The sequence below is a fragment of the Tabrizicola aquatica genome (assembly GCF_002900975.1).
In the GTDB taxonomy this organism is placed as follows: Bacteria; Pseudomonadota; Alphaproteobacteria; order Rhodobacterales; family Rhodobacteraceae; genus Tabrizicola; species Tabrizicola aquatica.
Genome location: NZ_PJON01000001.1, coordinates 1166227 through 1185628, shown reverse-complemented (window position 1 = coordinate 1185628; position 19402 = coordinate 1166227). Strand labels below are relative to the sequence as shown.

Here is a 19402-nt window from a genome sequence, read left to right as displayed (position 1 = left end):
TCCCAAAGGATGCCGGATCAGCCGGCTTTGCGGTGTTTCAACTCGTCACGGATGTCCGCCCCATGCTGGTCCAGCGTGGGCGGCGGCAGGACAGAGCGGTCAGCCGCCCCGTCAAAGTTGTAGGGGGCGCGGACGGTGGTGAACCGGCCCATTTCCGGGTGGTCGGCGCTGGTCTTGATCTCCAGATGCCGGGCCTGCGGGTCCTCCAACGCTTCGTCGGCGTCATAGGCGGGGGAATAGGGGACCTCGGCCGCCTCCAGCGCCGCGCACCAGGCGTCGCGCGGTTTGGTGCGGAACACCGGGGTCATGATGGCGATCAGGTCGTCCTGGTGCTTGATCCGCTCCAGCCGCTCGGCAAAGCGGGGGTCGGTGGCAAGGTGCTGCTGGCCGGTGGCGGCCAGGAAGCCCTCCCAGAACTTGGGCGGGCTGGACATGTGGATCGCCACCCATCTCCCGTCGGCGCATTCAAAGGTGTAGGACTGGCTGACCACCGGGCGGGACAGTGGCCCCATGACCTCGCCCGCGCTGAAATAATGGGTGAAACTGTCCAGGTTGAAGTGGCACATCGCTTCCAGCATCGAGATGTCAAGCCGCTGGCCGGCGCCCGTCTGCCCGCGCTCCAGCAGGGCCGCAAGGATGCCGGTCGCGGCGTAATGGCCGGTTACGGCGTCGGCCAGCGCCGGGCCGATGACGCGCGGGTTGGTGGGGGGCGTGACCAGACGCAGGAAACCGCTGGCCGCCTGGGCTACCGTGTCATAGGTCGGCCGGTCCCGTGCGGGGCCCGAGGTGCCGAAGCCAGAGATCGCGCAATAGATCAGCCGGGGATTCAGGGCGCGCAGATCGTCCCACCCTGCGCCCATCTTCTCGGCCACGCCGGGGCGGAAGTTCTGGATGAACACGTCCGCGCTGGCGATCAGGTCGCGGAAGGTGGCCAGATCGTCCGGCTTGCGGGTGTCCAGCGCGATGCTGCGCTTGTTGCGGTTGTAGGTCTGGAAATGCGGGGAATAGAGCCCGCCCTTGAAGGCGCGGAACGGGTCGCCCTCACCGGGACGTTCGACCTTGATCACATCGGCGCCCAGGTCGGCCAGATGCATCGCGGCGGCGGGGCCGGTGATATAGGTCCCCATCTCGATCACGCGGAGGGATTTGAGCGGCCTCATTTCGCGGGTTCTCCGTCATATGTGATCGCAAGGTCGGCGTTGTGCGACAGGATGAAGCCGATGGGGCGCTGGCTTTCCTCATAAAGATGCGCGGCAAGACCAGCCGTGCGGGCCAGCAGCGGGACCGCCTTCAGCGCCGCCAGGGGCCAGCCCGCGTCCAGGATCACCGCCGGGATCGCGCCACTGACGTTGATCGGCAGCGGGCGGTTCATGATGCCGGGGGCGTGCTTGCCCAGATGCCGCAGCGCCCCGATATGCGCGCCGCTGACCCCCAGATTGTCGGCAATCTCCAGCAGCTTGTCGGCGCGCGGGTCGCCCGAGGAATGTTGCGGATGGCCCAGGCCCGGCACCTTCTGCTTCTTCGCCTTCACCCTCTCCAGCGCCGCGATGGCCGCCGCTTCGTCGCCACCCGCCGCCACGACCTCGGCCAGGAAGCGCCCCGCAACCTCGGACGAGCCGGCCACGACCGTGCCCATCCCCAAGAGACCGGCGGCAATCGCGCCCTGCCAGGCGTCCGGCCCGGCCGCCAGCGTCATCCGTGCGGCCTGCACGCTGGGCACCAGCCCGTGTTCCGCAATCGCCACCAGACAGGCGTTCATTGCCGCCATCTGCGCCGGCGTCGGCCGCACGCCGCAGACCAGAAGCCAGAAGTAGTCGGTGAAATCGATCTGCCCGATCAGTTCCCCCACCAGGTCATGGCCCCTGACCGTGATCGTATGTTCGTCCGACGTGGCGATCGCCGTGAACGCCTGGTCCTGCTTGCCGATCCTCATTCTACACCTTTTCGCATGGCGAAAGAAATTTCCCTTGCCGAAGAGTATGGGCCGCACTACCGTTCCGTCAACCGCAAATCCGCCGGGGGGAAAGACGCCGATGCGCGACATCAACCAGTTCACGATCACCGAAGCCGTGAAGCAGTCCTTCAAGACCGAAGAGGGCAGCCGCCTGAAGTTCCTGTTGGAAAGCTTCATCGAGCACCTGCACGACTACACCCGCGAGGTGAACCTGACGCATGAGGAATGGATGGGAATCCTCATGTTCCTGTATGATTGCGGCAAGATCTCCACCCCCGAACGGCACGAGTTCATCCTTCTGTCCGACGTTCTGGGCTTTTCGGCACTGGTCGACATGATCAACACCCGCGGTGGGGCGACCGAGGGGTCGAACCTTGGCCCGTTCTACCTGGACGACGCACCCCGCTTTGCGCTGGGCGGCGACCTGGGCAAGGGCCGCGACGGGGCCGTGCTGCTGGTGCAGGGCCAGGTCCGCGATTCGCTGGGCAACCCGATCGCCGGCGCGGTGATCGACACCTGGCAGGCCGACAGCGCCGGGACCTACCCGATTCAGGAACAAGCCTCGGGCCAGGACAAGTTCGACCTGCGCGGCGTATTCACCACCGACGCGGACGGCAAATACTGGTACACCACCGTCCTGCCGAAACCCTATACCGTGCCCTATGACGGCCCGGTTGGCCGCCTCCTTCGCGCCGGCAACCGCCATGCCTGGCGCGCCTCGCACCTGCACTACATCGTCCGCGCGCAGGGCTACCGCGCCATCACGACCGAGCTGTTCTTCGAAAACACCGACTACATCGACAACGATGCCGTCTTTGGCGTGCGCCGGTCGCTGATCACCAAGCTTGAACCGGTGAAGAAGACCGATACTCTGCCCCCGACGGATGTGGCGCCGAACGCGCGCTGCACCTTCGATTTCGTGCTTGCGCCCGAGGGTTGAGAGTGAAGGATCTGATGGAAGCGCCTGACAGACCTGCGGAATTCGTCGAGGCGCTGGCCAAGGGGATCGCCGTGCTGGAATGCTTTGACGCCGGCCATCCCGACATGACCCTGTCCGAAATCGCGCGCCGTGTCGGCCTGACGCCCGCCGCCGCGCGCCGGTCGCTGATCACGCTGTCGGCGCTGGGCTATGTCGGGCAACAGGGCAAACGCTTCCATCTGCGGCCCAAGGTGATGACCCTGGGGTCGGGCTTCTACTTCGCCGCGCGCATCGACGAATTGCTGCTGCCCGAGTTGCGGCAGATCGTCGAGGCGCATGGCGACGCGGCCTCGGTCGCGATGCTTGACGGGACGGACGTGATCTATATCGCGCACCACTCCACCCAGCGCGCCCGCCGCGCCAGCGCCACCTTGGGCGCGCGCTATCCGGCCCATGCCACCAGCCTGGGCCGGGTGCTTCTGGCGGGCCTGCCCGACGACCAGCTGGACCGGACGTTCCAGACGATGACTCCGGTGGAACTGACCTCGCGCACTGTCACCTCCAAGGAGGAGTTGCACCGCCTGGTCTGGAAGGCGCGCGATCTGGGCTATGCCACCACGGTGGACCAGCTGGACTATGGCATCACCGCGCTGGCCGTGCCGATCCGCAATGCCGAAGGCCGGGTGGTCGCGGCGCTGAACTCCTCGGGCTATTCCGGCATGGTCACCCCGGACGAAATGGTGGCCCGCCGCCTGCCCGACCTGCGCGCGGCGGCGAACCGGATTTCCGCCGCCATCGCCCGCGTTCCGGCGCTGAACGCCGTCTTCGAATAGACTGAACCCAGGCCCCGGGGGTGGGGCTTGGCCTGCGAAATCCGCGAAGAAAACTTCGCAATGCGAAATATGGGAGAGGGAAAGATGTGCAAGTTCTGTGATGCCACGGCGAAAACGTTCGCCCGCGCCCCCGCCGACCTTGGCGGCGGCGCGGCGGCAAAGCCGGGCGCCATGCCGCAGGGCATCGGCCAGCCCGGCCGCAAGACGCTGATCCGTGGCGGCCATGTGATGAGCGTGGACCGCGCCATCGGCAATTTCGCCAAGGGCGATGTGCTGATCGAGGGCCGGAAGATCCTGGCCGTCGGCCCGCAGATCGACGCCGGCGACGCGGCAGTGATCGACGCCACCGGCCATGTGGTGATGCCGGGCTTCATCGACACCCACCATCACCAGTTCGAGACCGCGCTGCGCAGCCTTCTGGCCGATGCGATCCTGGTCAATGATGGTCGGCCGGAAAGTGCGGCGAACTATTACGAATGGATGCTGCAGAAGTTCTCGCTGCATTACACCCCGCACGACGTCTATGTATCCGAGCTTTTCGGCGGCCTGTCGCAACTGGATGCGGGCGTCACCACCGTGATGGACGTCAGCCAGATCCACCACTCGCCCGAACATTCCGACGCCGCGATCCAGGGGTTGCGCGATGCCGGGCGGCGCGGAGTCTTCGGCTATTTCGAAGGTTGGGGCGAGAAGGCGCAGTATCCGTCCGACGCGCGCCGGATCAAGGCGCAGCACTTTGCCAGCGACGACCAGCTCCTCAGCATGGTCATGGGGGCCGAGATCTACTTGCCGGGCTATGAAGCCGCCTGGGACCTGGGGCGCGAACTTGGCCTTCCCCTGGCGATGCATATCGTCGGCACCTTCGGCATGGCCCCCACCTTCGACGCGCTGGCGCAGGCCGGCAAGTTCGGCCCGGATTGCATCTTCATCCACATGACGGGGATGAGCGACCTGGCCTGGAAGGCCGCTGCCGACGCCGGCTCTCACGTCTCGCTCTCGACGCCGATCGAGATGCAGATGCGCCATGGCGTGCCGCCGATCCAGAAATGCCTGGACCTCGGGATGCTGCCCTCGCTTTCGTCGGACGTGGAATGCACGATGACGGCGGACCCCTTCACGCAGATGCGGTCGACCATCACACTGCAACGCATGTTCGCCAACGACCTGGCGTTGAACGGGAAAGACTATCCCCGGCTGATGGCGGCTGCGGACGTGATCGAGATGGCGACCCTTGGCGGGGCCAAGGGCCTGAATCTGGACCACAAGACCGGCAGCCTGACCCCGGGGAAAGAGGCCGATATCGTGCTTCTGGACGCGACCGCCCTGAACGTGGCGCCCTTGAACCACGTCCCCGGCGCGGTGGTGACGCTGATGGAACGCTCGAACGTCGCGACGGTGATCTGCGCGGGTGAGGTGCGGAAATGGCAGGGCGTACTCCTCGGCCACGACCTCGGCAAACTCCGCACCGAACTCGAGGCCAGCCGCGACGCCCTCTTCACCCGCGCCGGCGTGGAGCAGGACCTGTTCCGGGTCTGAGAACGGCCGCAGATTTTCTGTCCCCAAGTATCCTCAGGGGGTTTGGGGGCAGAATGCCCCCAACTGCCCGAGGAGAAGCGCGCAAGCGCGCCGACGAGACAAAAGCCTTGCGGCGCAAGCCGCTCCGCATGGCAACCGCTGGCCTCCCGCGGGCGTTAAGAAATCCTGAACGCCCACGGCCAAGGGATTGAAATTGCTGGTCTAAGCCGAATTGTCCACCGTGGACAGGGTCAGAAGTGGAAGTCCTCCACCACCACCCGCCGCCCCAGGGTCAGCGCGTCGGCGACATGGACCATCGGGGCCAGATCGACCTCGCTCTCCCCCGCGCGGACCAGCGCCGCCATGCGGGCGTAGAGGGCCGGATACTCGCCCATGATCGACGCCTCGCCCGACACCGGCACCCCGTCGATCTCCAGCACGTTGCCGCCCATTCGCAGGGCAAGCCGCCCCTCCGGGGTCTCGACCTCGATGTCCCAGGTCTGCGGACCCTGCTGCCGCCAGTCAAAGTCCGCGGTCACCCCGCCCGAGAAGGTCAGCCGCGCCCCGATCGGGGTCTGCCGGTTGCCTGGAAACTCCAGGTCCGCCGACACCAGATGCACGGGAGAGGGCAGGATCTCGGTCAGGATCGACAGCGCGTTGATGCCGGGATCAAAGACCCCCATCCCGCCCGGTTCGAACACCCAATCCTGCCCGGGATGCCATTTCCGCACATCCTCGCGCCAGGTGATGTGGGCGCGGGTCACGGTCTTGCCCGCCAGCCAGGCCTTGGCCGGAGCAACCGCCTGGGCCATCCGGCTGTGCCAGGTCGCATAAAGGGTCAGCCCCCGCTCGCGGGCCAGCGACTGCAGGGCGTGCACCTCGGCCAGGGTGGCGCCTGGGGGCTTTTCCAGCATCACATGCCGCCCGGCCAAAAGCGCCGCCTCGGCATAGGCAAAGCGCGGGACCGGGGGCAGGGCGAGCGAGACGATCTGCACATCCGGCCGCGCGGCCAGCATGGCCCCAAGATCGGTGAACGCCTCCACCCCCTCGACCTCGCCCTTGCGGCTGACCGTGCAGGCCAGCGTCAGGTCGGGCGAGGCGTCCAGGGCGGGGACGTGCTGGTCGACCGCGATCTTGCCGATCCCGACCAGCGCGACGCGCATCTTGCCCGCCATCAGTGGCTTTCCCGCGCGACCGCGTTGCCACGGCAGCCGATCAGGAAGTCCATGTCGGCCCCCTTGTCGGCCCCCTGGACGTGGTCGTGGTAGAGCTTGGCATAGCCGCCCGCCGGAGGCTCCACCGCCGGTTTCCAGGCCGCCAGCCGGGCGGCGAGTTCTTCGTCCGATATATCCAGATGCAGGCGGCGGTTGGCGACGTCCAGCTCGATGAAGTCACCCGACCGTACCACCGCCAAGGGGCCGCCGCGTGCAGCCTCGGGCGAGGTGTGCAGGACCACGGTGCCGTAGGCGGTGCCCGACATCCGGGCGTCCGAGATGCGGACCATGTCGGTGATCCCCTTGCGCAGCACCTTGGGCGGCAGGCCCATGTTGCCGACCTCGGCCATCCCCGGGTATCCGCGCGGGCCGCAGTTCTTCAGGACCATGACGCAGGTCTCGTCGATATCCAGCGCCTCGTCCTCGATCCGCGCCTTGTAGTCGTCGATATCCTCGAACACCACGGCGCGGCCGCGGTGCTGCATCAGGGCGGGCGTCGCGGCGGAGGGTTTCAGGACCGCGCCATCGGGGGCGAGGTTGCCCTTCACCACGACGATGCCGCCCGACTGGGCCAGTGCCTTTTCGGCCGGCAGGATCACGTCGTCATTGTGGCTGCGGACATCCTTGACCTCGTCCCAGACCGGGCCGCCGGAGACGGTCAGCGCGTCCTTGTTCAGCAGGCCCGCCTCGCCCAGCCGTTTCATCACGGCGGGAAGGCCACCGGCGTAGAAGAATTCCTCCATCAGGTACTTGCCCGAGGGCATCAGGTTTACGATCGTGGGCACGTCCTTGCCCCAGGCGTCCCAGTCGTTCAGCGTCAGGTCGATCCCGCAGCGGCCGGCGATGGCCAGCAGGTGGATGACCGCGTTGGTGGACCCGCCAATGGCCGCATTGGCGCGGATCGCGTTCTGGAACGCGTCGCGGGTCAGGATGTCCGAGGGTTTCAGGTCGTCCTTCACCATCTGCACGATGCGGCGGCCGGTCATGTGGGCCATGACGCGGCGACGGCTGTCCACCGCCGGGATCGCGGCGTTGCCAGAGAGGGTCATCCCCAGCGCCTCGGCCATCGAGGCCATGGTAGAGGCGGTGCCCATCGTGTTGCACGACCCTGGCGAGCGGGACATGGAGGCTTCCGCCTCGACGAATTCCTCGGCGGTCATCTCGCCGGCCTTCACGGCCTCGGAGAACTTCCACAGGTGCGTGCCCGAGCCGACGCGTTCGCCCCGGAAATAGCCGTTCAGCATCGGCCCGCCACTGACCATGATCGTCGGCAGGTCCACCGAAGCCGCGCCCATCAGAAGCGAGGGCGTGGTCTTGTCGCAGCCGACCAGGCAGACGACGCCGTCCATCATCTGGCCGCGGATGGTTTCCTCGACCGCCATGGCGGCAAGGTTGCGGAACATCATCGCCGTGGGGCGGAAGGCGGATTCGGACACGGAAAAGACCGGGACGATGATCGGGAAGCCGCCCGCCTCATAGACGCCATGCTTTACCCGTTCGGCCAGGTCGTTCAGGTGGGCGTTGCAGGGGTTGGCCTCGCTGAAGGTGTTCAGAATGCCGATCACCGGCCGGCCGTCGAAGAGGTCGGGCGGCAAGCCCTGGTTCTTCATCCAGGAGCGGTGATAGATCGCGTCCTTGGACGTGCCGGCGAACCATTCTTGGCTGCGAAGCTTGCGGGGCCAGGCGGCGGGTTTGAAGGTCATCTCACAGGGCTTTCACTAGGGCAGGGCCGGTTTCGCGGGGCGCGAAGGCGAGCGGGTTCTTCAGGGGCAGGCCAAAGGGCGGGGCCTCGATCTCGAACATATCCCCGGCTTCGGTCTTGATGCCATCGGCAACCGACAGGGTGGCGGTGCCGAACATGTGGACGTGCAGGTCGCCGGGCTGGCAGAAGATGCCATACTTGAAGTGGTGGTGTTCCAGGTTGGCATAGGTGTGGGACATGTTCGCCTCTCCGCTGAGGAAGGGCTTTTCCCAGATCACGCGGCCATTGCGGCGGATGCGGCTGGTGCCTTGCAGATCAGCGGGCAGGTCGCCAACCAGGATTTCCGGGCCGAAACTGGCCGGGCGCAGCTTGGAATGGGCGAGCCAGAGGTAGTTCACCTTCTCGATCACATGGTCCGAGAATTCGTTGGCCAGCGCCCAGCCGATGCGGAAGGGCTGGCCGTCGGGCGCTATGATATAGATGCCGGCGACCTCGGGTTCCTCGCCGCCATCTTCGGCGCAGCCGGGGGCGGTCAGGGGCTGGCCGGGGGCGACGGCGGCGTGGCCGTTGCCCTTGTAGAACCATTCCGGCTGGACGCCGATCTGCCCGGCGGCGGGGCGGCCGCCCTCCAGCCCCATCTTGAACATGCGCATGCTGTCGGTCAGCACCTCGGCACCGTCCAGCTTGGCGTGCATCGCGTCGCGGGCCGAGGCGCTGCCAAGGTGGGTGAGGCCGGTGCCGGTCAGGTGCAGGTGGGCCGGGTCGGGGTGGGTGACGGGCAGGGTCACGCGGCCTTCGTCCAGCAGGCGGGCCAGGTCCACCGCCTCGCCCAGGCCATGGGCGGCAATAGTGGCGGCAAGGCTCTGGCCGCTGGCGATGGCTTCCTGCGCCAGGGCATAGGTCGAGGCGGCGCCCTTGACCACCGCGGCCTCAGAGCCTTCACGCGCGACGACGGCCAGGGTGCCGTCGGGGCGGATGATCTGCGAAATCAGCATCTTGGCCTCATTTGTTCTTGTTGTAGACGTCGAAGATCACGGCGGCGAGAAGGACCAGCCCCTTGATCACCTGCTGGTAGTCGATGCCGATGCCCATGATCGACATGCCGTTGTTCATCACGCCCATGATCAGCGCGCCGATCACGACGCCGACGATCTTGCCGGACCCGCCCGCCATCGAGGCCCCGCCGATGAAGACGGCGGCGATCACGTCGAGTTCAAAGCCGGTGCCGGCCTTGGGGGTGGCCGAGTTCAGGCGGGCGGTGATGATCATCCCCGCCAGCGCGGCCAGGACGCCCATGTTGACGAAGCACCAGAACACCAATCGGTTGGTGCGGATGCCGGAGAGCTTGGCCGCCTTCTCGTTCCCGCCGGTGGCATAGATACGGCGGCCGGCGGTCGTGTTCTCGGTGAAGAAGGCGTAAAGGACGGTCAGGATCACCAGGATGACCAGCACGTTCGGCAGGCCGCGGAACTGCGCGAGTTTCCAGCCGACAAAGACCAGCGCGGCCGAAACGACGATATTGCGCGCCCAGAAGAGGCCGGTGGGTTCCGGGGTGATCCCGAACTCGATGTCACGGGCGCGGGCACGCAGGCCCAGCCAGATGAGGACCGCGGCCGCGATGACGACGACCAGGATCGCGGTGCCGTTCAGGCGTTCAAGGCCCAGCAGCGCCTGGTCCCAATCGCCGAAAAGGTCGGGGATAAAGCCGGTGGACATGCCCTGGAAGGACTTGGGGAAGGGCCCGATGTTCTGCCCGCCCAGAAGCCACAGCGTCAGGCCGCGGAAGATCAACATCCCCGCCAGGGTCACGATGAAGGACGGGATGCGCCAGTAGGCGACCCAATAGCCCTGCGCCGCGCCGATCAGGCCGCCGACCACCAGGGTCGCGGGGATCACGATCCAGACCGGCAGGCCCTGTTGCACGGTCAACGCGGCGGCAACAGCCCCGGTAAAGGCCGCGACCGAGCCTACCGACAGGTCGATATGCCCGGCCACGATCACCAATAGCATCCCCAGTGCCATGATGATGACGTATGAGTTCTGCAGGAACAGGTTGGTGATGTTCTGCGCCGACAGGAAATCGACGTCGATCGACGCGCGGACCACCACGGTAAAGAAGAACACGATGGCGACCAGCGCCAGAAGCATCCCGTTTTCCCGCAGATGCCCGCCCAGACGGGCCTTGATACCGCTGCCCTCGTTCACGCTGTCGCTCATCACGCCGCCTTTCCGCTGTCTTTCAGGATCAGCGCCATGATCGCCTCCTGGCTGGCCTGGTCGCGGGTGAGTTCGCCCACGATCCGGCCTTCGTTCATCACGTAGACCCGGTCGCACATGCCCAGAAGCTCGGGCATTTCAGAGGAGATCATCACCACGCCTTTGCCCATCTCGGCCAGCTGGTTCATGATTCCGTAGATTTCAAATTTCGCGCCAACGTCGATACCGCGGGTGGGTTCGTCCAGGATCAGCACCTCGGGGTCGGTGAAGAGCCACTTGGACAGGACCACCTTCTGCTGGTTGCCGCCCGACAGGTTCACCGCCTTCTGGAACACCCCCGGCGTGCGGATCGACATCTGCTTGCGGTAGCCCTCGGCCACCTGCGTCTCGCGCCGCTTGTCCAGGACGCCGCGCACCGCAACGCCGGCAAGGTTCGCCAGGGTGATGTTGCGGGTGATCGGTTCTTCCAGGACAAGGCCCAGGGCCTTGCGGTCCTCGGTCACATAGGAGAGGCCCGCGTCGATGGCTTTTGCGACGGTCGAGGTATCCACGGGCTTGCCACCCATAAGGATTTCGCCGCTGATGTTGCGGCCATAGCTGCGGCCGAAAAGGCTCATCGCCAGTTCGGTGCGGCCGGTGCCCATCAGGCCGGCGATGCCGACGATCTCGCCCTTGCGGACGGTCAGGCTGGCGGACTTGATCACCTGCCGCCCGGCCTGTTCGGGGTGCCAGACGTTCCAGCCCTTCACCTCCATCAGCACGTCACCGATCTTCGGGGTGCGCTCGGGATAGCGGTGCGCCATGTCGCGGCCGACCATGTCGCGGATGATCCGGTCCTCGGTGATCTCGTGGCGGTCCATGGTCGAGACGGTCGCGCCGTCGCGGATCACGGTGATCCGGTCGGCAACGCGGGAGATTTCGTTCAGCTTGTGGCTGATGATGATCTGGGTGACACCCTGGGTCTTGAGCTCCAGCATCAGGTCCAGAAGCTTCTGGCTGTCGTTTTCCTGAAGCGCGGCCGTGGGTTCGTCGAGGATGAGAAGCCGCACATCCTTGGCCAGGGCCTTGGCAATCTCGATCAACTGCTGCTTGCCGACGCCCAGCTTTTCCACCTTGGTGGTGGGGGGCTCCTTCAGGCCGACCTTGGCCAACAGTTCCTCGGTCCGTTGATAGGTCCTGGGCCAGTTGATGACCTGACCGCGCGCGACCTCGTTGCCGAGAAACAGGTTTTCGGCAATCGACAGGAGGGGGACCAGCGCCAGTTCCTGGTGGATGATGATGATGCCCTTCGCCTCGCTGTCGCGGATGCCGCGCAGGGCCAGGACCTCGCCATCGTAATGGATTTCGCCGTCGTAAGAGCCATGGGGATAGACGCCGGACAGCACCTTCATCAGCGTGGACTTGCCCGCGCCGTTCTCACCGCAGATCGCGTGGATTTCGCCCTGTTCCACGGTCAGGTTCACGCGGTCCAGCGCGCGCACGCCCGGAAAGATCTTGCTGATCCCGCGCATTTCCAGAAGTGCGGCCATGATTCCCCCTTGGTGAAGTCATGCCCGCCGGGACCACGGGGAGCGCGGGTCCGGCGGGCATGGGCCGTTCAGCTTATTTCAGCTGATCGGCCGTGTAGTAGCCGGATTCCACCAGCACCTTCTCGATGTCGGCAACGCCAAGCGAGATCGGCTCCAGCAGGTAGGACGGCACGACCTTGACGCCGTTGTCATAGGTCGAGGTGTCGTTGATCTCGGGCTCGCCGCCCTGCAGGATCGCATCCACCATCTTGACGGTGACGCCCGCCAGCGCGCGGGTGTCCTTGAACACGGTCGAGTACTGCTCACCCGCCATCATCGACTTGACCGAGGGGACTTCGGCGTCCTGGCCGGTGACGATCGGCATCGGCAGATCGCCCGAGCCATAGCCCACGCCCTTCAGCGACGACAGGATGCCGATGGAGAGGCCATCATAGGGCGACAGCGCGCCGTGCAGCTGCTTGTCGCCGTAGTTGGCGGACAGAAGGTTGTCCATCCGCGACTGCGCGACCGCGCCGTCCCAGCGCAGGGTGCCGACCACGTCCATGCCCATCTGGCCCGACGGGATCACGATGCTGCCGTCCGCGATCAGCGGGTCGAGGACCGACATCGCGCCGTTGTAGAAGAAGAAGGCGTTGTTGTCGTCCGGGCTGCCGCCGAAGAGTTCGACGTTCCACGGCTTGGCATCCGGGAAGCGTTCCTTCAGGCCCGCGACCAGGCTCTCGGCCTGCTGCACGCCGACCTTGAAGTTGTCGAAGGTGGCGTAATAGTCGACCGCGCCCGAATCCCGGATCAGGCGGTCATAGGCGATGACCTTGATCCCGGCTGCGGCGGCGTTTTCCAGCGCGTTCGACAGGGTGGTGCCGTCGATGGCGGCGATGACCAGGACGTTCACGCCCTTGGTGATCATGTTCTCGACCTGGGCCAGCTGGGTCGGGATGTCATCTTCGGCATATTGCAGGTCGGTCGCGTAGCCGGCGGCGGTGAACTGGTCGACCATCGACTGGCCGTCCGAGATCCAGCGCGAGGACGACTTGGTCGGCATGGCGATGCCGACAGTGCCCTTGTCCTGGGCAAAAGCCGGCAGCGAGGCCAGCGGCATGACGGAAGCAAGCGCGAGCAGCGCGCGTCGGGAAAGTTGCATGGGTATTCCTCCCTGGGTGGCGGGACCTTGGCCCGCGGTCTGCCTGTGCCCGGTTCGGGTCAGGTCTGTGATGGTGTTTGCAATCTGCCCACATATCCGTCAAATCATGTTTTGCGATTGATAGATAACGGGCATGATATGAAAAGCCTGCCAGCCCTTCTGACCCGGGGCCTCAAGCTTAGCCATTTGCAGATGATGGCGGCCTTTGCCGAGACCGGCCAGATCGGGTCCGCGGCCGAACGTTTGGGGATCGCGCAGCCCGCCGCCTCGCGCCTGTTGTCCGAGGTTGAGGAGATGCTGGGCCTGCCGGTGCGGACGCGGGCCGGGCGGGGGGTGATGCTGACCGAAGCCGGGCGCGTGCTGGCCGACCGGGCGGGCCGGGTCATGCAGGAACTGGCCGAAGCCGGCCGCGAGGTGGCCGAGATCGCGGCGGGGGGCGTGGGCCGGGTGCGGATCGGCGCGGTGACGGCCCCGGCGCTGGACATCGTCTTGCCCGCCTTGCGCACCGCGCGCCTGTCGCATCCGCGCATCGAGTCCGAGGTGGTCGTCGCCGCCTCGGACATTCTGTGCGACCAGTTGGCCTCGGGTCGGCTGGACTTTGTGATCGGCCGGGTGCCGGCGGGGGTGGATGCCGGGCTTTTCGACGGGCGGGTGATCGCGCCGGAACCCGTGGCGCTGGTGGTGCGCAAGGGGCACCATCTGGCGGAGCGCCCGCCGCAGGGTCCGGGCGAGCTTATGGGTTATGACTGGGTCCTGCCGGGCGAGGAAAGCCCGCTGACCCAGGCGGTGCTGGCGCGGCTGGCGGCGCTGGGGCTGCCGCGGCCCAGCCAGCGACTGTCCACCGCGTCGTTCCTGCTGACGCTGGCGCTGTTGCATCAGTCCAACGTGGTGGCCCCGCTGGCGCAGGCGGTCGCCGACCAGTTCGCGCGCGGTCCCGATGCGCCGCTGGTGCAGCTGCGGCTGGATCTTGGCATCGAGGTTGCGCCCTACAGCCTGCTCACCCGCAAGGGCGCACGGCTGACGGCGGCGGCGGAAACCGTGCTGGGGATCGTCGGGCTAAGCCTGCCGGGCGGGGATCAGGCCGGGTCCTTGGGGCGGCGCAACTCCACCACCTCACGGACGAAGGTATAGTCGTGATAGCCCAGCCGCGCGGCGGGGCGGTAGCGGGTCACGTCGAAGCGGCCATCGACCAGGCAATCGTCGCGCAGGTGGATGCCCACCACCTCGCCCACCACCAGATGGTCGTCCACTGGCAGGTCCAGGATCTGGATCACCCGGCATTCCAGCGTGGCGGGCGCGCCATCGACGCGGGGGCAGTCGATCTCGTTGCACTCGGCCTTGGGTACGCCGACGGCCTGGAATTCATCGGTGCCATGCGGAAAGCGGGCCGAGGTTTCGTTCATCAGCCGCCAGGCGGCCTCTTCCACGATGTTCACCGCAAAGACGCCGGTGGCGCGCACATTCGCCACCGTGTCGCGCGGATCGCCCGAGAACATCACCTTTGGCGGGGTGTAGCCCACCGCGTTGAAGAAGCTGTAGGGCGCAAGGTTGTCGCCCTGCGCGCCACGGGTGGAAATCCAGGCGATGGGGCGGGGCGAGACGATGGCCGAGAACGGGCTGTGACGCAGGCCGTGGCCATCGGCTGGGCGGTAGAACATGCTGATGCCTTTCAACGATTTGATCCTGACATGGGACCATGTTACGGCGCGCATCAAGCAGATTCGGGGGCGGTCGAAAGGGACGGGGCGCTGGTGTACCGGCTTGAGGAAGAGACCGAGGATGACTGGTGGGAGGTCGAGGCGCTCTATGACCTCTGCTTTGCCCCCGGCCGCACGGCGCTGTCGTCCTACCGGCTGCGCGACGGCGTGCCGACGGTCGCGCCCCTGTGCCTGACCCTGCGGGATGACGAGAACGCGCTGGCTGCCGTGATCCGCTACTGGCCCGCGCTGATCGGCGAGCATGACGTGCTGCTCTTGGGCCCCGTGGCCGTCCACCCCACCCACCAGGGCGAGGGGCTGGGGGCGATGCTGATCACCGAAAGCCTGGCCGAGGCCCGCCGCCTGGGGTGGGAGCGGGTAATGCTGGTCGGCGACGCGCCCTATTACGCCCGCTTCGGCTTTCGCAGGCTGGAGGGGGTCGAGATGCCGCCGCCCACCAACCCCGACCGTGTCCTTGGGCTGGAGCTGAAGGCCGGCGCCTGGGCCGGCGTGACCGGCAAGGTCGCGAAAGCCACCTGATCCCATTGCACGCAGGGCCGCTGGCCCCATATGAACGGGATGGACCAGACGCTGCCCGTTTCCCTGCCCGTGCCCGTTGCCGATCCCGGCCCCCGGATTGCCGAGCTTGCCCGCCGTTACAAGCGCGCGAACGGGCCGGTGATGCGGCTGGTCAACCGCATGGGCAACACGCTGGAGAACCAGCTTTCCGTCGTGCCCGACCGCTATCGCGGCCATGTCGAGCGTGCCACCGCCCAGGCGCTGGAAACCGCCTATGGGCTGGCCGGCCGCGCCCCGGACATGGGCGAGCGTGGTCCGATGATGGCGGTCCTTGCCTCGGGTGCGGCCGGGGGTGCGGGGGGGCTTGCGACCTCGATTGCCGAACTGCCGGTGACGGTGACGCTGATCCTGAACGCCATCCGGGCCGAGGCGCGGGCGGCGGGCTATGACCCCGACACCCCTGCCGTGCGCGAGGAATGCCTGCGCGTCTTTGGCGCGGGCAGCCCCTTGGCCAGCGATGACGGGATCAACACCAGTTTCCTGACCGCCCGGTTGTCGATCACCGGCCAGGCGGTGCAAAGCGTGATCGCCGCCGTTGCCCCAAGGCTGGCCGCGGCGCTTGGGCAGAAACTGGCCGCTCAGGCCGTGCCGGTGATCGGTGCCGTGTCAGGCGCTGCGCTGAACGCGGCGTTCCTGAGCTATTACCGCGAAGTCGCGCGCATCCGGTTCGAGCTTCTGCGCCTTGCGGAAAGCCACGGGGCCGAGCCGGTGCTGGACGCCTTCGCCGCCGCCATCTCCCCGCCGCGCGTCACCCGCGCCTGATCTGCGCTGCCTGACCCCGCGCGAACGATTTTTCTGCGAAAAATCTTGGGTTTCGTTCCCGGCTTGGCTAAACCGGCGCGAAAGTCGGGGGGCGGCATGAGTACGGATGTCATCGTCAAGCTGAAGGACATGGCGGCGCGGTCGGATCGCGTCTGGATTCAAGGTCGGTCCAGCTATGCCGATCTCCTGGCGGAAACCGGGCGGCTGGCCAATACCCTTGCGGCGATGGGCCTGGTCAAGGGCGACCGGCTGCTGCTTCAGGTCGAAAAATGCGAGGCGGTGCTGTCGCTTTACCTCGCCTGTCTGCGGCTGGGCGTGGTCTTTCTGCCGGTGAACCCCGGCTATACCGTGGCCGAGACGCAGCATTTCCTGACCGACGCCGACCCCGCCCTGGCCGTGACCGATCCAGACCGCGCCGCCGCCATCGCCGCGACCGGCGCGCGGGTGCTGGCACTGCCAGAGGTGCTGGCCCAGGCCGCAAGCGCCGCGCCAGAGTTCGCCGATCCAGCGCATGGTCCCGACGATCTGGCGGCGATCCTGTACACCTCGGGCACCACTGGGCGGTCCAAGGGCGTGATGCTTGGCCGTGAGAACCTGGCCTCGAACGCCGAGGCTTTGGTCGATCTGTGGCGGTTCACCGAGACGGACGTGCTTCTGCACGCGCTGCCGGTGTTTCACACGCATGGCCTGTTCGTCGCGACGAACTGCGCGCTCTATTCCGGTGCCTCGCTGATCTTTCAGCCGGGCTTTGCGCCGGAGGCCGTGCTGGCCGCCTTCCCGCAGGCCACGGTGATGATGGGGGTGCCGACCTTCTACACCCGGCTTCTGGCCGATCCCCGCCTGACGCGGGACGCCTGCCGGGGAATGCGCCTTTTCATCTCGGGTTCCGCGCCCCTGTCGCCCGCCACCCATGCCGAATGGCAGGAGCGGACCGGCCATGCCATCCTGGAACGCTACGGGATGACCGAGACGAACATGATCACCTCGAACCCCTATGCGGGCGCGCGGCGGGCGGGGACGGTGGGGAGGCCCTTGCCGGGGGTCGAGGTCCGGGTGACCGGCCCGGACGGTGCGCCGGTTCCAGTGGGCGAGGCAGGCGCGATCGAGGTGCGGGGGCCGAACGTCTTTCACGGCTACTGGCGGCTGCCGGAAAAGACGGCGGAAGAGTTTCGCGACGGCTGGTTTGTCACCGGCGATCTGGGGGCCTTCGATTCGCAGGGCTACCTGTCGATCCTGGGCCGGGCCAAGGACCTGGTGATCTCGGGCGGGCTGAACGTCTATCCGACCGAGGTCGAGTCCGCGCTGGACGCGTTGCCCGGCGTCGCCGCCTCGGCCGTGATCGGAGTTCCACACCCTGATTTCGGCGAAGCGGTCGTGGCCTGCCTGATCGCCGCACCCGGCGCTGCGTTGGAGGAAAGCGCGCTGCGCGCGGCCCTGCGCGACCGGCTTGCGGCCTTCAAGATCCCCAAGCGGATGCTGGTTCTGCCCGAGTTTCCGCGCAACGCGATGGGCAAGGTGCAGAAGGCGGAGCTTCGCCGCCAGCATGCTGGGCTGTTCAGCGAAAGCTGACAGAATCCCGTCTATACCTTTGGTTTATGACGGCGAATTAAACCTTTGATGACTTTTCGCCGCCATTTTCCTTGCGCAACGTGCCCCTACCCGACACGGGACGGGCGGTCCGCGAATGGTGCCCGTGCAGAACAAGTGGAGAGTGACATGACCGATTTCAACGACCAGATCGCATCGCGCCGCCGGGCGCTGGCCCGGATCGGGGCGCTTGCCCTGGCGGCCTATGCCGCGCCGGCCCTGACGACCCTCAGCGTGGCGCGGGCCAGCGGCTCCAGCAGCTCAAGCGGGTCCAGCAGCCCGAGCCCGACTTCCACCCCCAGCCCGACCAGCGCACCCAGCCCGACCTCGACGGCAAGCTCGTCTTCGTCCACGACGACGCCCACCACGCCGACCACCCCCAGCACCTGCTCGGGCCCGTCGGACGATGACGCGGGCTGCGGCGGCACCGGCGAGCCGTCCCTTTAAGCAGACCACCCCGGCGCGGACCGCCCGTGCCGGGGCCAGCAGCGGGTCGCAGGCTTGGACCAGGATATCCTTTTTCGCGGCTTGACTGCTCCGCTGCGGCTGGTTGATTCCCAGCCCGTGCTTCAGCTTATGCCCCAGATTGCCCGTGGCTGGCCGCATGAGGTGCGCCCCGCCGATCCCGCCGCGCGGCCGTTCTATACGATCCAAGCTGGGGCAGAGGCGGGGATGTTCCTGTGCGAGACCCATGTCGAGCCCGCGCCGCCCCGCAAGCTGGACGCGGTGAATGCGGCCTGCGACGCGATGGCGGGGCTGGCGATGGCACTTCCGGCCGAGGATGCCACGGTGATCTGCCTGCATGCGGCCGGGGTGGCGATGGCGGGGCGGCTGGTGGTGTTTCCCAACGTCCGGCGCGCGGGGAAAAGCACGCTGTCGGCGGCGCTGGCCCATGCTGGACACCGGGTCTTCAGCGATGATGTCCTGCCGCTGTCCTTCCCTTCCGCCGGCCCGCCGCTTGCCCGGTCAATGGGCATCTCGCCCCGCCTGCGACTGCCGCTGCCCGAGGCGGCGGGTCCGGCGTTCCACACCTGGGTCGCCGCAATTTCGGGTCCGGCGAACCGGCAGTACCGGTATCTGTCGCTGCCCGATCAGCCTGCCCATGGCGAGACGCTGCCCCTGGGGGCGTTCGTGATCCTGGATCGGCGGGATGAACCCACCGCCGCCCTGTTGGAGCCGGTGCCGCCGGATTTGGCGATGGATGCGCTGCTGCATCAGAATTTCACCCGGGATCGGCATTCGGGGGACGTCCTGCAGGCGATGGCGGGGGCCTTGGATGGGCTGCCGATCTATCGGCTGACCTATGCTGACCTGGCCGGGGCGGTGGCGTGTCTGGGGGCGGCCTTCCGGTCCTGGCCCGTGAGCCCGCCGCCGGGGCCGGTTGCGCCCTTCCGGCTGGCCGAGTTCGGGGCGGAGCCTGCCCCGCTGGGAGAGGGGGCGCGGCTGCGGCAGCGGGTGGGGGTGGTGGCCCGGGCGATCGGGGGGACGCTTTACCTCGCGGACCCGGAGGGGCGCGCGATCCACCGGATGGACCCCCTGGCCGCGGCGATCTGGGGGGTGCTGGAAGAGCCGGCGACGGCGGGGGAATTGGCGGCGGTCTTGGGGGAGGTCTTTCCAGAGACCCCGGCCGAGCGGATCGTGGCGGACCTGGACGGCCTGCTGGACCGGCTGTCGGGGGCCGGGCTGATCGTCGGCTAGGTCAGGCTGTCCACGGTGGACAAGGTCCGTATTGCAAGTGAAATCAGTAACTTGC

Annotated in this window: 18 protein-coding genes; 9 read left to right on the top strand and 9 right to left on the bottom strand. The window is 67.2% G+C overall.

What is annotated here, in order from left to right:
* Positions 1–17 precede the first annotated feature (17 nt).
* A complete protein-coding gene (locus tag CXR42_RS05775) occupies positions 18–1160 on the bottom strand; it encodes a CaiB/BaiF CoA transferase family protein (RefSeq protein ID WP_103256492.1) in 1143 nt (380 codons plus the stop codon).
* On the bottom strand, positions 1157–1933 hold the full coding sequence (locus CXR42_RS05770; protein ID WP_103256491.1) for a citryl-CoA lyase: 777 nt from the start codon (positions 1931–1933) through the stop codon (positions 1157–1159). Before CXR42_RS05770 ends, CXR42_RS05775 begins: the two co-directional genes overlap by 4 nt.
* A gap of 100 nt (positions 1934–2033) precedes the next feature.
* Here CXR42_RS05770 and CXR42_RS05765 point away from each other — a divergent pair, with 100 nt between their 5' ends.
* The 3 genes from CXR42_RS05765 (at position 2034) to CXR42_RS05755 (ending at position 5242) form a co-directional block, all read left to right on the top strand.
* Positions 2034–2894, top strand: a complete 861-nt coding sequence (locus CXR42_RS05765) for a dioxygenase family protein (protein WP_103256490.1) — start codon at positions 2034–2036, stop codon at positions 2892–2894.
* 14 nt (positions 2895–2908) lie between these two features.
* Positions 2909–3706 carry an IclR family transcriptional regulator domain-containing protein gene (locus CXR42_RS05760; protein ID WP_103257049.1) on the top strand — a complete coding sequence of 266 codons (798 nt, stop codon included), beginning with the start codon at positions 2909–2911 and terminating at the stop codon, positions 3704–3706.
* An 84-nt stretch (positions 3707–3790) separates the two neighbouring features.
* Positions 3791–5242, top strand: a complete 1452-nt coding sequence (locus CXR42_RS05755; RefSeq protein ID WP_103256489.1) for an amidohydrolase family protein — start codon at positions 3791–3793, stop codon at positions 5240–5242.
* Positions 5243–5472: 230 nt separating this feature from the next.
* Here the strand turns inward: CXR42_RS05755 and CXR42_RS05750 are convergent, their stop codons facing one another.
* From CXR42_RS05750 to chvE, 6 genes are all read right to left on the bottom strand, one after another.
* Positions 5473–6384 (bottom strand): Gfo/Idh/MocA family protein, encoded by a 912-nt coding sequence (locus CXR42_RS05750; protein WP_103257048.1) that lies wholly within the window; start codon positions 6382–6384, stop codon positions 5473–5475.
* Positions 6385–6395: 11 nt separating this feature from the next.
* Positions 6396–8138 carry an L-arabinonate dehydratase gene (gene araD / locus CXR42_RS05745; protein ID WP_103256488.1) on the bottom strand — a complete coding sequence of 581 codons (1743 nt, stop codon included), beginning with the start codon at positions 8136–8138 and terminating at the stop codon, positions 6396–6398.
* 1 nt (position 8139) lies between these two features.
* The gene (gene araD1 / locus CXR42_RS05740; RefSeq protein WP_103256487.1) at positions 8140–9132 is read right to left on the bottom strand and encodes an AraD1 family protein; all 993 of its coding nucleotides are present in this window, start codon (positions 9130–9132) and stop codon (positions 8140–8142) included.
* A gap of 7 nt (positions 9133–9139) precedes the next feature.
* Positions 9140–10354 carry a multiple monosaccharide ABC transporter permease gene (gene mmsB, locus CXR42_RS05735; RefSeq protein WP_103256486.1) on the bottom strand — a complete coding sequence of 405 codons (1215 nt, stop codon included), beginning with the start codon at positions 10352–10354 and terminating at the stop codon, positions 9140–9142.
* Positions 10354–11883, bottom strand: a complete 1530-nt coding sequence (mmsA, locus tag CXR42_RS05730) for a multiple monosaccharide ABC transporter ATP-binding protein (protein ID WP_103256485.1) — start codon at positions 11881–11883, stop codon at positions 10354–10356. The genes mmsB and mmsA overlap by 1 nt, the downstream gene beginning before the upstream one ends.
* Before the next feature lie 73 nt (positions 11884–11956).
* Complete coding sequence (chvE, locus tag CXR42_RS05725) at positions 11957–13024, bottom strand: multiple monosaccharide ABC transporter substrate-binding protein (RefSeq protein ID WP_103256484.1); 1068 nt, start codon at positions 13022–13024, stop codon at positions 11957–11959.
* A gap of 138 nt (positions 13025–13162) precedes the next feature.
* Between chvE and CXR42_RS05720 the strand changes: the two genes are divergently transcribed.
* On the top strand, positions 13163–14155 hold the full coding sequence (locus tag CXR42_RS05720; protein WP_103256483.1) for a LysR substrate-binding domain-containing protein: 993 nt from the start codon (positions 13163–13165) through the stop codon (positions 14153–14155).
* On the opposite strand, the gene CXR42_RS05715 is transcribed toward CXR42_RS05720, so the two are convergent.
* A complete protein-coding gene (locus CXR42_RS05715; RefSeq protein ID WP_103257047.1) occupies positions 14101–14682 on the bottom strand; it encodes a flavin reductase family protein in 582 nt (193 codons plus the stop codon). The two genes, CXR42_RS05720 and CXR42_RS05715, sit on opposite strands and share 55 nt — an antisense overlap.
* Positions 14683–14775: 93 nt before the next feature.
* Here CXR42_RS05715 and CXR42_RS05710 point away from each other — a divergent pair, with 93 nt between their 5' ends.
* The 5 genes from CXR42_RS05710 to CXR42_RS19880 all read left to right on the top strand — a co-directional run bounded on the left by CXR42_RS05710 (position 14776) and on the right by CXR42_RS19880 (position 19347).
* A complete protein-coding gene (locus CXR42_RS05710) occupies positions 14776–15261 on the top strand; it encodes a GNAT family N-acetyltransferase (protein WP_103257046.1) in 486 nt (161 codons plus the stop codon).
* Between the two features lie 39 nt (positions 15262–15300).
* Positions 15301–16062 carry an EcsC family protein gene (locus CXR42_RS05705; RefSeq protein WP_103257045.1) on the top strand — a complete coding sequence of 254 codons (762 nt, stop codon included), beginning with the start codon at positions 15301–15303 and terminating at the stop codon, positions 16060–16062.
* 96 nt (positions 16063–16158) lie between these two features.
* Entirely contained in the window at positions 16159–17631 is a 1473-nt protein-coding gene (locus tag CXR42_RS05700; protein WP_103256482.1) for an AMP-binding protein, read from the top strand.
* A gap of 147 nt (positions 17632–17778) precedes the next feature.
* Positions 17779–18096: a hypothetical protein gene (locus CXR42_RS19290; protein WP_146038007.1), complete on the top strand. Its 318-nt coding sequence runs from the start codon at positions 17779–17781 to the stop codon at positions 18094–18096.
* A 129-nt stretch (positions 18097–18225) separates the two neighbouring features.
* A complete protein-coding gene (locus CXR42_RS19880) occupies positions 18226–19347 on the top strand; it encodes a PqqD family peptide modification chaperone (RefSeq protein ID WP_103256480.1) in 1122 nt (373 codons plus the stop codon).
* The last annotated feature ends 55 nt before the right edge of the window (positions 19348–19402 follow it).

What these genes read in the sequence shown, in the direction of transcription:
- CXR42_RS05770 (WP_103256491.1), bottom strand. Translation starts at nt 1,933, where the DNA reads ATGAGGATCGGCAAGCAGGACCAGGCGTTCACGGCGATCGCCACGTCG.
- araD (WP_103256488.1), bottom strand. Translation starts at nt 8,138, where the DNA reads ATGACCTTCAAACCCGCCGCCTGGCCCCGCAAGCTTCGCAGCCAAGAA.
- CXR42_RS05750 (WP_103257048.1), bottom strand. Translation starts at nt 6,384, where the DNA reads ATGCGCGTCGCGCTGGTCGGGATCGGCAAGATCGCGGTCGACCAGCAC.
- CXR42_RS05755 (WP_103256489.1), top strand. Translation starts at nt 3,791, where the DNA reads ATGTGCAAGTTCTGTGATGCCACGGCGAAAACGTTCGCCCGCGCCCCC.
- CXR42_RS05720 (WP_103256483.1), top strand. Translation starts at nt 13,163, where the DNA reads ATGAAAAGCCTGCCAGCCCTTCTGACCCGGGGCCTCAAGCTTAGCCAT.
- CXR42_RS05705 (WP_103257045.1), top strand. Translation starts at nt 15,301, where the DNA reads ATGGACCAGACGCTGCCCGTTTCCCTGCCCGTGCCCGTTGCCGATCCC.
- CXR42_RS05700 (WP_103256482.1), top strand. Translation starts at nt 16,159, where the DNA reads ATGAGTACGGATGTCATCGTCAAGCTGAAGGACATGGCGGCGCGGTCG.
- CXR42_RS05775 (WP_103256492.1), bottom strand. Translation starts at nt 1,160, where the DNA reads ATGAGGCCGCTCAAATCCCTCCGCGTGATCGAGATGGGGACCTATATC.
- mmsB (WP_103256486.1), bottom strand. Translation starts at nt 10,354, where the DNA reads ATGAGCGACAGCGTGAACGAGGGCAGCGGTATCAAGGCCCGTCTGGGC.
- mmsA (WP_103256485.1), bottom strand. Translation starts at nt 11,883, where the DNA reads ATGGCCGCACTTCTGGAAATGCGCGGGATCAGCAAGATCTTTCCGGGC.
- araD1 (WP_103256487.1), bottom strand. Translation starts at nt 9,132, where the DNA reads ATGCTGATTTCGCAGATCATCCGCCCCGACGGCACCCTGGCCGTCGTC.
- CXR42_RS05760 (WP_103257049.1), top strand. Translation starts at nt 2,909, where the DNA reads ATGGAAGCGCCTGACAGACCTGCGGAATTCGTCGAGGCGCTGGCCAAG.
- chvE (WP_103256484.1), bottom strand. Translation starts at nt 13,024, where the DNA reads ATGCAACTTTCCCGACGCGCGCTGCTCGCGCTTGCTTCCGTCATGCCG.
- CXR42_RS19880 (WP_103256480.1), top strand. Translation starts at nt 18,226, where the DNA reads ATGCCCCAGATTGCCCGTGGCTGGCCGCATGAGGTGCGCCCCGCCGAT.
- CXR42_RS05715 (WP_103257047.1), bottom strand. Translation starts at nt 14,682, where the DNA reads ATGTTCTACCGCCCAGCCGATGGCCACGGCCTGCGTCACAGCCCGTTC.
- CXR42_RS19290 (WP_146038007.1), top strand. Translation starts at nt 17,779, where the DNA reads ATGACCGATTTCAACGACCAGATCGCATCGCGCCGCCGGGCGCTGGCC.
- CXR42_RS05765 (WP_103256490.1), top strand. Translation starts at nt 2,034, where the DNA reads ATGCGCGACATCAACCAGTTCACGATCACCGAAGCCGTGAAGCAGTCC.